The organism is Micromonospora sp. D75, from assembly GCF_018070405.1.
Classification (GTDB): Bacteria; Actinomycetota; Actinomycetes; order Mycobacteriales; family Micromonosporaceae; genus Micromonospora; species Micromonospora chalcea.
In genome coordinates this window covers 1-11226 of the sequence record NZ_JAGPXV010000130.1, presented here as the reverse complement: position 1 = coordinate 11226, position 11226 = coordinate 1, and the positions used below count along the sequence as shown (strand labels likewise).

Sequence of the window (11226 nt, the reverse complement as noted above, 5' to 3'; positions counted from 1 at the left end):
CGGGCCGATCGGGTGCCGCCCCCACCGCAGCGCCGTGCCGGTCAGCTCCAGGTCGACGGCGCTGCCCCGGGGTACGGAGGTGACGAACGGGCGGTCCGCCCCGCCGGAGCGGCTCACGTCCAGCCCGGCGCCGCCGAAGCCGACCTGCTCCACGCGCAGCCAGCGCGACATCCGCGTCCGCACCACCGCGAGGTCGTACCCGACCAGGTCCGGGTTGGCCACCGCGACGGTCGCGGCCAGCGGGGAGCCCTCGACCAGGTGGGTGTCCCCGACGCCCAGCTCCAGTTCCGGCAGGCCCGCGGGGCGGCGGCGCAGCGCGTACGCGGTGCCCAGCGCGAACGGCGTGGCGAGCACCACCAGGTCGATGCGGCCGAGCAGGACCGCCGCGACGAGCAGCACGCCGGTGAGCAGCACGGCCCGGCCGAGCGCCCAGGTGGGCGCCCAGCCGCTCGCCGCCTCGGCCCGCTCCATCAGCGCCCGGCGGCGTAGCTGGGCAGCGCGCCGCTGGCCGGGGCGGGCGTGGACTCCAGCACCTCGCCGACCACGAACGCCGGGTCCACCCGGCGCAGCCACATCTCCGGCCGCAGCGTGATCCGGTGCGCGAGCGCGGGCGCGGCCACCGCCTTGACGTCCTCCGGCACCACGTAGTCCCGGTTGGCGAGCACCGCCCGGACCCGGGACAGCAGCAGCAGCGCCAGCGAGCCGCGCGGGGACGCGCCGACGAGCACCGACGGGTGCTCGCGGGTGGCGGCGGTGAGCGCCACGATGTACCGGCCGACCGAGTCCTCGACCACCACGTCCTCCAGCGCTGCCTGCATGGCGCGCAGCGTCGCGGCGTCCACCACCGGCTTGATCTCCGCCTCCTCGCGGCGGCGGGCGATCCGGCGGCGCAGCACGTCCCACTCCTCGTCGTGGCTGGGGTAGCCGAACGACACCCGCAGCAGGAAGCGGTCGAGCTGCGCCTCCGGCAGCGGGTACGTGCCCTCGTACTCGATGGGGTTCGCGGTGGCCAGCACGTGGAACGGCTCGTCCAGGCGGTAGGTCACGCCCTCCACCGAGACCTGCTTCTCCTGCATCGCCTCCAGCAGCGCCGACTGCGTCTTCGGCGGCGTCCGGTTGATCTCGTCGGCGAGCAGCAGGTTGGTGAACACCGGCCCGGCCCGGAAGGCGAAGTCGCCGCTGCTCTGGTCGTAGAGGAACGAGCCGGTCACGTCGGCGGGCAGCAGGTCCGGCGTGAACTGGAGCCGCCGGAAGTCCAGCCCGAGCGCCTGCGCGAAACAGCGCGCGGTGAGCGTCTTGCCCAGGCCGGGCAGGTCCTCCAGCAGCACGTGACCACCGGCGAGGATGCCGGCCAGCACCAGCTCCAGCGCGTCCCGCTTGCCGACCACGACGGTGCCGACCGCCTCCAGGACGGCCCGGGCGAGCCGGCCCACCTCGGCGGGGGCCATGCTCCGGTCCACGTCGTTCATCAGATCTTCTCCAGTTCGGCGACGATCGCCGCGAGGTCGCGCGGCGACGGAGGGCGGCGGGCGGGGGTGGTGAGGAACGTCCACAGAGGCTCGCCGAGCACCGACCGGGCGCGGGCCGGATCGGACTCGCGGGTGACGCCGTGGCGCTGGCGCAGCCGCTCGTCGGCCAGCTCGCCGAGGCGGGGCAGGATGCGTTCGGTGAACCGCTCCCGGTTGTCGGCGGACCAGTCCAGCGGGCGCTCCCAGCCGTTGATCGCGGTGCGCAGCGCGTCCCGGGCGGACCAGTTCCAGGTGCCGGGCTCCTCACCGGCGGGCGTCCGGGCGCCGGCGCGGGGCGGCGGCGGGGGCGACAGCGCGGCGGTGACCCGGCGTACGGCGAGCACGGCGAGCACCCCGGCCACGATGATCCAGATCGGCACCTTCAGGCCGACCGCGCGCAGCCCGACCACTACCACCACCACGACGGCGGCGGTGACCGCGGCGGTACGCAGCAACGCGCGCCCCCGGCCGCCACGGGACGGACGCTCGGCCTCCCCGGCGGGCTCCTCGCCGAACGAGAGCAGGTCGTCGATGCTGGTGCTCACGACGCCTCCCCCGCCAGGCTGGTCAGCTCACCGCGCAGCCGGCGCAGCGCGGCGCGGGCCTGATCCCGGGTGTGCTCGTCGACCGGGTGCGTGGCGTACCGGGCCTCCCGGTAGACGTGCGCGAACCCGTCGAGCACGTCGGCGCTGGCGATCGCCGGGATGCCGGCCTCCGGGTCGCCGCGCAGCAACCGGGCCACCAGGTCGGTCGGGGTGTCGCCGGTGTGCCGGGGCACGCCCGCGTCCTCGGCGGCCTCCTCCAGGCGTACCCAGCAGGCGATGACGGCGGTACGCGGGTCGGTGGAGCGGTCGTCCAGTTCGACGAGCCCGGCGTCGAGCGCGGCCACCACCTCACGCGCGGTCCCCTCGGCGGTACGCCGGGTGCGCCGCACCGGCACCGCGCGAGTCGTCCGCCGCAGCGCGCCCCGGAGCACGTTCCACAGCACGTACCCGATGGCGCCCAGCACCGCCGCGGACAGCAACGCCACGGCGGCGGTGGCCAGCCAGCCGGGCACACCGCCCGACGTGGACTCACCCACGTCGCGGGGTTCCACCGGGTACGACGGCACCGCCTCCGGCGACGGGTAGTCCGGCACGTACGGGATGGTGTCGGCAGCGGGCGGGATCCGGCTGGCCCCGATTGCGGAGTGACCGGCGGCGAACGCGGCGAGCGCGAGCAGCACCGTCACCGCGGCGACCGGCCACCACCTGCGCAGTACGCCGAAATCCATCCCACCGCCTCAGGTGTTCCTCAGTCCACCCCGGCCAGGTCCTTCGCCCGGGTGAACACGTCGTCCAGCATCGCCGGTGTGAGCCGGCCGGTGAACGTGTTCTGCTGGCTGACGTGGTAACAGCCCAGCAGGTCCGGCACGGACTCGCCGGACCAGTGTGCCCCATGACCGAACGCCGGTCGCGGCGTGGGCGGCCGCTGCCCGTACACCTGACGGAGCACCGGCCACCACGCGGCCCACGCGAACGCCCCCAGCGCGACCACGACGCGCACCGTTGGCCGGATCAACTGGACCTCACGGTGCAGCCACGGCGCGCAGGTGTCCCGCTCGGCCGGGGTGGGTTTGTTGTCCGGCGGCGCGCACCGCACGGCCGCGAAGATGCGGGTCTCGCGCAGCGTCAGGCCGTCGTCGGCGGAGACGCTCGTCGGCTGGTTGGCCAGCCCGGCCCGGTGCAGCGCGGCGAACAGCACGTCACCGGACCGGTCCCCGGTGAAGATCCGGCCGGTGCGGTTGCCGCCGTGCGCGGCCGGCGCCAGACCGAGAATGGCGATGCGCGCGTCCGGCGGGCCGAGGCCGGGCACCGGCCGTCCCCAGTAGTCCTGGTCGCGGAACGCGGCGCGCTTGACCCGCGCGACTTCCTCCCGCCACGCCACCAGGCGCGGGCAGGCGAAGCAGTCGCTGACCGCGCCGTCGAGGTCGGCCAGGTCGGCCGCCCGCGCGGCGCGGGCGACCACGTCCTGTGGGGTACGCGACTCAGCCAAGCTTCGCCCGGAACAGTTCCAGCGTGCGGGCCCAGGCGGTGGCGGCAGCCCGCTGGTCGAAGTGCTCCGGCCGGTCCTCGTTGAAGAACGCGTGCGCGGTGCCCGGGTAGTCGAACGTCTGGCAGGTGCCACCGGCCGACTCGATGGACCGGCGGACGCTCTGCACCCCGTCGGCCGCGGAGAGGCCGTCCGCCTCGGAGCAGTGGATGAGCGCGGCCTTCCCGGCGTAGCCGGCCCAGCCGCCTTCGTCCGCCGCTCCCACGGCCATGCCCTCCCAGGGCAGGCGCGGGTAGAACCCGGCGGTGGCCACGATGCGCTCGGAGAACGTGCCCGACCACAGGGCCAGGCTGGCGCCCGCGCAGAACCCGGCGCAGCCCACCTTGCCGGCGACCTCGGGACGGCTCGCCAGGTATTCGGCGGCAGCGGCGATGTCGCTCGCCGCCTCGTCCATCTGGGAGCTGTTGAGCATCAGCCGCGGCTCGGTCGGCTTGACGGCCGGGCCGCCGTGCCGGAAGTCGGGCGCGAGCGCGACGAAGCCGGCCTCCGCGAAGCGGTCGACCACGGCGCGTACGTGGGGTACGAGACCCCACCAGTCCTGGATGACGATGACCGCCGGGCTCGCCGCACCGCCGGAGGGTATCGCGAGATACCCCTCGCTCGTCCCCCCGTTGCCGGTGAAGCTCACCATCTCGCCCATGGGCCTGTCCTCCTTGCGGTCAGTCAACGTTGGCTGGTCGCACAGTTGGCTGTTATGTGCCGGTAGCGTGCCACGCGGTCAGCGGCCCGGGGAAGACAGAACAACAGTGGCATTCACCTCCTGTAGACCTCACAGACCAGTGGCGGACGCCCCGCACCACAGCCCCGGCGAGATCTTGGAAGATTGCGGCCCCTATGAGGGCCGTTTCCTTCCAAGATCTCGCGGGATCGAGCGCGCTCAGGGAGTTGACGTGGGTTCCGGGGAAGCGCTGGTGGTGGGCGCGGTGGGGGTGGCACTGCCGGTGGGGGTGGCACTGCCGGGGGGCGCGAATGCGGGCGGGGCGATCGACGGCGAAGGCGGTGGGCCGAACGGGGCCTGCTCGGGGCAGTACGGGTAGGTGTTACGCATCTCCGGCACCGCGCCCGTGTCAGCCATGCAGCTCGGCCAGCCGAGCGTGATCGGCACGCCGTTCTGGTCGAAGAGCCGCGCGTCGCGAATCAGCCGCCCCTGCTGGTCGTAGACGAAGACGTCCTCGATCCGGTCGTACCTGTGGTCCACCGACGTCTGCTCGTAACTGCCGTAGACGTCGGTGTCGGCGCGCTCGTCCACCTGGGCCAGCACGGCGAAGGAGAACAGCAGCAGCGCGGCGGTGGCGATCTGGTGCAGTTGGCGCCGCCACCCGGTGATCCCGGCGGATCGGCGACCCCACCACATGGACGCGACGATCGCGCCGATGAGCAGCAACAGCCCCATCGAGCTGTTGCCGTCCAGCCGGGGCACCAGGCCGGACCGGCCGTCCACCATCCACGCCACGATCAGCGCGGCCAGCCATCCGCGCACCAGCCACCAGGCCGGACGCAGCGGGCGCAGGAAGTCGCTCACCGTCTCGTGCCCGAGCACCGGGCCGAGCTGGCGGTCGAGCAGACGCAGCTGGGTAGCCGCCTCCCGCCGGGCCTCGGCGAGGCGGTGGAAACGCGCCGGCCGCCGGCTCGGCTGGGCACCGGCGACGGCGCGCAGCTCGGCGGCGTACGCCTCGGGGGTGCCCAGCCGGTCGACCAGCGTGCCCTCGCCCTCGGCGGCGACCTCCGCGAGGTGTTCCGGCAGTTCCTCGGTCAACTCGTCGCGGACCTCCGGCGGCAGGTCTGCGAGCGCCGCCCGCACCCGGTCGACGTAGTCCGTGATCTCCTGCCCCATGACGGTCATGCCGCCATCCCCCGATCGTCGAGCAGCGCGTCCATGGTGGTGGCGAACGAGCGCCAGGTCTTGCCGGAGCGGGTGAGCTGGTCACGCCCGGCGGCGTTGAGCGAGTAGTACTTGCGGTGCGGCCCGGACTCGCTCGGCACCACGTACGTGGTGAGCAGACCGGCCGCGAACAGCCGGCGCAGCGTGCCGTAGACCGAGGCGTCGCCGACCTCGGTGAGACCGGCCTCGCGTAGCCGCCGCAGGATGTCGTAGCCGTACCCGTCCTCGTCCTTGAGCACGGCGAGCACCGCGAGGTCGAGCACGCCCTTGAGGAGCTGCGTGGTATCCACGCTCCGCACACTAGTGCGCAATACGCACTACCGTCAACGACACAGCACCTACAGGCGGGCGGTCCATCCGATGAAACGGTCGAACAGATCGGCCCTTCTTGTTGACCAAGGAGTTGGCGGCCCCGGAGGCGTCCGGATCGGACACAAACTCCTTGATCACCGCCGGAAGGGGCCAGAGGGCTAGGCGAGGCTCCAGGCGATGCCGTCGAGGATGTCGTGCTCGGAGGCGACCACCGACGGCATCCCGGCCCGCTCCATGATCACTCGCAGCACCAGCGCGCCCGCGCCGATCACGTCGGCCCGCCCCGGGTGCATCACCGGGTACGCCAGCCGCTGCTCACTGCTCTTGCCCAGCAGGTCGGCGGTCACCTCGGCCACCTGCTCGTACGAGACGCGGGCGTGGTGGATGCGGCTCGGGTCGTACTCCTGGAGCCCTTGCGCCAGCGCGACCACGGTGGTGACCGAACCGGCCAGCCCGACCAGCGTGGCGGCCTCGCGGCCGGGCACGGCGGCGAGCGCGCGGTCGACGGCGGCGGCGATGTCGGCCTCGGCGGCGGCGATCTGCGCCGCGGTCGGCGGGTCGCCGTGCAGGTGGCGCTCGGTCATCCGGACGCAGCCGATGTCCACCGAGATCGCGCCCCGGACGCCGTCGGCGCGGGTGCCGACGACGAACTCGGTCGAGCCGCCGCCGATGTCGACCACCAGGTACGGCGGTTCGGCGTCGGCGGGCAGGCCGCGCACCGCGCCGGTGAACGACAGGCGTGCCTCCTCGTCGCCGGTCACGACCTCGGGCGGCACGCCGAGCGTGCGCTCGACCATCGTCCGGAAGTCGGCGGCGTTGGAGGCGTCCCGGGAGGCCGAGGTGGCGCACATGCGGACCCGGTCGGCGCCGGACTTCTCGATCTCGGCCGCGTAGTCGGCGAGCGCCACCCGGGTCCGCTCGATGGCCTCCGGGGCGAGCATGCCGGTCTGGTCGACGCCCTGCCCCAGCCGCACGATCTCCATCCGCCGGCTGACGTCCACGAGCGGCGCCGTTTCCCCGGCCGAGGGGTCGGGCAGGTCGGCGATCAGCAGTCGGATCGAGTTGGTCCCGCAGTCGATGGCTGCCACACGCGCACTCACGGCGCCCACCCTACGGCAGCCCGCCCGGGGCAGCTCAGAGGCGCAACAGCATGCGGGAGTTGCCCAGGGTGTTGGGCTTGACCCGTTCCAGGTCCAGGAACTCCGCGACACCCTCGTCGTACGAGCGCAGGAGCTGCTCGTAGACCGGCTGCGGCACGGGCGCGCCGTCGATCTCGCGGAAGCCGAACGAGCCGAAGAAGCCGGTCTCGAACGTGAGCACGAAGATCCGGGCGATGCCCAGGTCGCGCGCCGAGTCGATCAGCTCACCGACGATCCGGTGCCCGATCTTGTGGCCCCGGCAGGACGGGTCGACCGCCACCGTCCGGATCTCGGCCAGGTCCTCCCACATCACGTGCAACGCGCCGCATCCGACCACCGTGCCGTCCGGCGTCACCGCGACCCGGAACTCCTGCACGTCCTCGTACAGCGTCACAGTCGCCTTGCTGAGCAGCCGCCGGTCGTCGGTGTAGGTGTCCACCAGCCGCCGGATGCCGCGCACGTCGGCGGTGCGGGCCCGGCGCACAGTGATCTGGTCGGCGCTCATCTCACTCCGCCGGCACGTCCACGCAGGGGCCGGCGGCCCACCACTTCTCCACCAGCGCCAGCGTCTCGTCGCCGAACGGGTTGACCCCCGGCCCGGCGGCGAGCGCGTGCCCCAGGTGCACGTGCAGGCACTTCACCCGCCCCGGCATGCCACCGGCCGAGATGCCGGCGATCTCCGGCACCTCGCCGATCGCCTCCCGGCGGGTCAGGTAGTCCTCGTGCGCCGCCCGGTAGCGCGCGGCCAGCTCCGGGTCCTCGGCGAGCCGCTCGGCCATCTCCTTCATCAGCCCGGCCGACTCCAGCCGGCTGCACGCCGCCGTGGCACGCGGGCAGGTCAGGTAGAACAGCGTCGGGAACGGCGTGCCGTCGGCCAGCCGGGGCGTCGTCTCCACCACGTCGGGCAGGCCGCACGGGCACCTGTGGGCCACCGCACGGGTGCCGCGCGGCGGGCGTCCGAGCTGCGCGGCCACCGCGGCCAGGTCGGCCTCGGTGGCCGGCTGGCGTTCCGGCGGGGGTACGGAGTCCGCCGCCGGCTCCTGCGGTGGTACGACGCTCAAGGTTGTGCCTCTCGAATCAAAGCTCACTTGTCCTGGCGCTCGGCGTTCGCCGCCCGCACGCTCGACCACAGGGTGTCGTACCAGGGCTCCGGCGCGGTCGGCGCCCCCGGCTTCGCGTCCTTGCCGGCGTCCTTGGCCGCGCCCTCCGGGTCGGAGAGCACCACCAGCAGCGTCTCGCCCGGCTTGCCCATGAAGAACCGCTCCCGGGCCTGCGTCTTGACGTACTCCGGGTCTTTCCACTTGGCCGCCTCGGCGGTGAGCCGCTCGATCTCGGCCCGCTGGGCGGCCTGCGCGGCCTCCATCCGCTCGATGTCCGCCTGCTGGTCCAGGTAGACCCGGACCGGATAGGTGTACGCCAGCGCGAGCGCGATCAGCACCGCGAACAGCACTGTGGCGCGCCCGGTGAAGCGCCGGGGTTGGGGTGCGGTGAGCCGCTTGACCGGACCACCGGCAGCGGTACGCCGGGCCGCGGCGGGGCGGCTCGCGGAGCGTACGCCGTCGCTGGCCCGGGACGCGCCGGGTGACCGGCCGGCGGCGCGCGTCTCCGCGCGGACGCCGTTGTCGCGGGCCGTGGACCGGACCCGGGCGCCGCCCGTCCGGCCGGGCTGACCCGGCCGACGGGCGGGCCGCTGGCCACCCGGTGTGCGGCGCTGCTGCATCGTCACACCCCTCCCCCGGAGCGCTCGCTCAGGCCGAACGGTAACGCGGGAACGCGCCGGCGCCGGCGTACCGCGCCGCGTCGGCCAGCTCCTCCTCGATCCGCAGGAGCTGGTTGTACTTGGCCACCCGGTCCGAGCGGGCCGGGGCGCCGGTCTTGATCTGCCCGCAGCCGGTGGCGACGGCCAGGTCCGCGATGGTGGTGTCCTCGGTCTCGCCGGAACGGTGGCTCATCATGCACTTGAAGCCGGCCCGGTGAGCCAGGTCGACGGCGTCCAGCGTCTCGGTGAGCGAGCCGATCTGGTTGACCTTCACCAGCACCGCGTTGGCGGCCTGCTCGGCGATGCCCCGGGCGATGCGCTGCGGGTTGGTCACGAACAGGTCGTCGCCGACGATCTGGATCCGGTCGCCGAGCGCGGCGGTCAGGGTGGCCCAGCCGCTCCAGTCGTCCTCGGCCAGCGGGTCCTCGATCGACACGATCGGGTAGTCGCCGGCGAGCTTGGTGTAGTAGTTGCTCATCTCCTCGGCGCTCTTCGCGGTGCCCTCGAACGTGTACGTGCCGTTGTCGAAGAACTCGGTGGCGGCCACGTCGAGCGCGAAGACGATGTCGGTGCCGAGCCGGTAGCCGGCCTTCTCCACCGCCTCGGCGATCAGGTCCAGCGCGGCGGCGTTGGTGGGCAGGTTCGGGGCGAAGCCGCCCTCGTCACCCAGGCCGGTGGACAGGTCCTTCTTCTTCAGGACCGACTTCAGCGCGTGGTAGACCTCGGCGCCCGAGCGCAGCGCGTCCCGGAACGTCGGCGCGCCGATCGGCGCGATCATGAACTCCTGGATGTCGACGTTCGAGTCGGCGTGCGCGCCACCGTTGAGGATGTTCATCATCGGCACCGGGAGCAGGTGCGCGTTCGGGCCGCCCAGGTAGCGGAACAGGCTCAGCTCGGCGCTGCCCGCGGCGGCCTTGGCCACGGCCAGGGAGACGCCGAGGATGGCGTTCGCGCCCAGCTCGCCCTTGTTGTCCGAGCCGTCGATGTCGATCATCTTCTGGTCGATCAGCCGCTGCTCGCTGGCCTCGTAGCCGATGAGCTGGTCGACGATCCGGTCCTCGATGTTGGCGACGGCCTTCTCGACACCCTTGCCCAGGTAGCGGTCCTTGTCACCGTCGCGCAGCTCGACCGCCTCGAAGGCGCCGGTGGAGGCGCCGGACGGCACCGCGGCGCGGGCGATCGTGCCGTCGTCGAGCCCGACCTCGACCTCGACCGTCGGGTTGCCCCGCGAGTCCAGGATCTCCCGGGCGACGATTCCCTCGATGGTTGCCACTGAGTCGCTCCTCGTTTGTGTGGTTCCGGTCCGATAGGGCCGCGACGGTGCGGCTGAGGCAGGTGTTGAACGCAGCGTATCGGTCCCCGCCCCGCCGTACGCCGCTCGGGGCGGCCCCCGAGGCGCTTGCTGAGACGGACATTCCCGGATTACCGGTCGTCAACCGGCAACCGGTTTGCGAGAGGTTGCGTCGATCGACAAGGCTGGGCATCATGCCTGCCGCCTCGACGACTCTCCGCGTGCTCGCCGCCTCGGTCATCGCGTCGCTCTCGGTCACCGGCTGCCAGGCCCTGGACGACGCGGGCGTCGCGCTCGGTCGGGCCGACCTGGTCAACGACCTCGCCGCGCGGATGGATCGGGCGCTGGAGCAGACCTGGGCCGCCGACTACCAGCTCGACGGCGGTCGCACCGCCTCGATCGCGCAGACCAGGAAGCCGCTGCGCTCCACGTACACCTGGCCCGGCGGCAAGATCACGGTGACCCAGGAGTCGGTGACCCGGTGCGCGAGCACCGCCGCCCGCACCTCCTGCACCGTGTCTCCGCCCGTGCTCACCGCCGGGAAGCCCTCGGTGATCGTCTACGACGAGGCACGCAAGCAGGGCCTGGTCACGCCCCCGGCGGTGATCCGGCTGCTCACCGAGGCCGCGCTCGCGCCGGACGCGGTCATCGAGCAGAGCGACACCACGCTGGCCGGGCACCACGCCACCTGCGTGAACGTCACCCACGACGGTGAGCGCTTCAGCACCTGCGTGACGAACGAAGGCGTGCTGGGCAGCTTCTCCGGCACGATCGACGGCAAGCCGGCCGAGGTGACGCTGAGCCGCTACACCGAGAGCGTCGAGGCCGCCGCGTTCGCCGTGCCGGCCGGTGCGGGCGTGGTGGACCGCCGACCCGCCACGTCGTGACCCCGCCCGACGGCGCCGGGTTCCGGCCCGCCGCCGATCACGGGCGGCCGCCGCAGCCGGGCGACCTGGCGCTGCCGGTCGCCGGCCGGAAACTGCTGACCGGCCCGGACGCCGCGCAGCCGCTGCGCATCGGCGCGCTGCCCGGCGACCTCGCCTGGACACCCGTCGGCACGCTCGACGGCACCCCGGCGTGGGCGGCCGAGGTCACCGACCCCGAGTCGCTGCCCGGCCGGTGGCGCGGCTGGCGCGGCCTCGCCGCCGAACTGCCCGCACCCCACGCCGACCTGGCCGGGCGGGCGCTCGCCGTGGTCACCTGGCGGCGTACGCACAGGTGGTGCGGGGCGTGCCGGGCCGAGC

At 73.5% G+C, this 11226-nt stretch carries 14 protein-coding genes and 1 pseudogene; 2 read left to right on the top strand and 13 right to left on the bottom strand.

Features of this window, described 5'->3' with window-relative positions; translation table 11 throughout:
- The 13 genes and pseudogenes from KBX39_RS10915 to eno form a co-directional block, all read right to left on the bottom strand.
- A pseudogene (locus KBX39_RS10915) lies at positions 1–471 on the bottom strand (DUF58 domain-containing protein); the annotation flags it as partial.
- Positions 471–1469, bottom strand: a complete 999-nt coding sequence (locus KBX39_RS10910) for a MoxR family ATPase (RefSeq protein WP_043326556.1) — start codon at positions 1467–1469, stop codon at positions 471–473. The gene KBX39_RS10910 and the pseudogene KBX39_RS10915, both read right to left, overlap by 1 nt.
- Positions 1469–2053, bottom strand: coding sequence for a hypothetical protein (locus KBX39_RS10905; protein WP_210870315.1), 585 nt, complete (start codon positions 2051–2053; stop codon positions 1469–1471). Before KBX39_RS10905 ends, KBX39_RS10910 begins: the two co-directional genes overlap by 1 nt.
- Positions 2050–2781, bottom strand: coding sequence for a DUF4129 domain-containing protein (locus KBX39_RS10900; protein WP_174534686.1), 732 nt, complete (start codon positions 2779–2781; stop codon positions 2050–2052). The genes KBX39_RS10905 and KBX39_RS10900 overlap by 4 nt, the downstream gene beginning before the upstream one ends.
- Positions 2782–2801: 20 nt before the next feature.
- Positions 2802–3515, bottom strand: a complete 714-nt coding sequence (locus KBX39_RS10895; protein WP_210870313.1) for a uracil-DNA glycosylase — start codon at positions 3513–3515, stop codon at positions 2802–2804.
- A 19-nt stretch (positions 3516–3534) separates the two neighbouring features.
- Positions 3535–4239 (bottom strand): dienelactone hydrolase family protein, encoded by a 705-nt coding sequence (locus KBX39_RS10890; RefSeq protein WP_030501304.1) that lies wholly within the window; start codon positions 4237–4239, stop codon positions 3535–3537.
- 237 nt (positions 4240–4476) lie between these two features.
- A complete protein-coding gene (locus KBX39_RS10885; RefSeq protein ID WP_210870311.1) occupies positions 4477–5442 on the bottom strand; it encodes a hypothetical protein in 966 nt (321 codons plus the stop codon).
- A complete protein-coding gene (locus KBX39_RS10880) occupies positions 5439–5771 on the bottom strand; it encodes a PadR family transcriptional regulator (protein ID WP_030271259.1) in 333 nt (110 codons plus the stop codon). The genes KBX39_RS10885 and KBX39_RS10880 overlap by 4 nt, the downstream gene beginning before the upstream one ends.
- Before the next feature lie 180 nt (positions 5772–5951).
- Positions 5952–6881 carry a Ppx/GppA phosphatase family protein gene (locus KBX39_RS10875; RefSeq protein WP_064447682.1) on the bottom strand — a complete coding sequence of 310 codons (930 nt, stop codon included), beginning with the start codon at positions 6879–6881 and terminating at the stop codon, positions 5952–5954.
- Between the two features lie 46 nt (positions 6882–6927).
- A complete protein-coding gene (locus KBX39_RS10870; protein ID WP_043326570.1) occupies positions 6928–7437 on the bottom strand; it encodes an amino-acid N-acetyltransferase in 510 nt (169 codons plus the stop codon).
- Position 7438: 1 nt separating this feature from the next.
- Positions 7439–7993, bottom strand: a complete 555-nt coding sequence (locus tag KBX39_RS10865) for a DUF501 domain-containing protein (RefSeq protein WP_064447681.1) — start codon at positions 7991–7993, stop codon at positions 7439–7441.
- A gap of 23 nt (positions 7994–8016) precedes the next feature.
- Complete coding sequence (locus KBX39_RS10860) at positions 8017–8652, bottom strand: septum formation initiator family protein (RefSeq protein WP_043330639.1); 636 nt, start codon at positions 8650–8652, stop codon at positions 8017–8019.
- Between the two features lie 28 nt (positions 8653–8680).
- A complete protein-coding gene (gene eno, locus KBX39_RS10855; protein ID WP_069087417.1) occupies positions 8681–9964 on the bottom strand; it encodes a phosphopyruvate hydratase in 1284 nt (427 codons plus the stop codon).
- Positions 9965–10176: 212 nt separating this feature from the next.
- Between eno and KBX39_RS10850 the strand changes: the two genes are divergently transcribed.
- Complete coding sequence (locus tag KBX39_RS10850) at positions 10177–10869, top strand: hypothetical protein (protein WP_064447679.1); 693 nt, start codon at positions 10177–10179, stop codon at positions 10867–10869.
- Positions 10866–11226, top strand: a 361-nt coding sequence (locus KBX39_RS34040; protein ID WP_312247080.1) for an NUDIX-like domain-containing protein, incomplete at its 3' end; no start/stop codon positions are given. The genes KBX39_RS10850 and KBX39_RS34040, both read left to right, overlap by 4 nt.

Excerpts from the sequence above, each read along its gene's own strand:
- KBX39_RS10910 (WP_043326556.1), bottom strand. The coding sequence starts at position 1,469 with ATGAACGACGTGGACCGGAGCATGGCCCCCGCCGAGGTGGGCCGGCTC.
- KBX39_RS10900 (WP_174534686.1), bottom strand. The coding sequence starts at position 2,781 with ATGGATTTCGGCGTACTGCGCAGGTGGTGGCCGGTCGCCGCGGTGACG.
- KBX39_RS10890 (WP_030501304.1), bottom strand. The coding sequence starts at position 4,239 with ATGGGCGAGATGGTGAGCTTCACCGGCAACGGGGGGACGAGCGAGGGG.
- KBX39_RS10885 (WP_210870311.1), bottom strand. The coding sequence starts at position 5,442 with ATGACCGTCATGGGGCAGGAGATCACGGACTACGTCGACCGGGTGCGG.
- KBX39_RS10870 (WP_043326570.1), bottom strand. The coding sequence starts at position 7,437 with ATGAGCGCCGACCAGATCACTGTGCGCCGGGCCCGCACCGCCGACGTG.
- KBX39_RS10860 (WP_043330639.1), bottom strand. The coding sequence starts at position 8,652 with ATGCAGCAGCGCCGCACACCGGGTGGCCAGCGGCCCGCCCGTCGGCCG.
- KBX39_RS10850 (WP_064447679.1), top strand. The coding sequence starts at position 10,177 with ATGCCTGCCGCCTCGACGACTCTCCGCGTGCTCGCCGCCTCGGTCATC.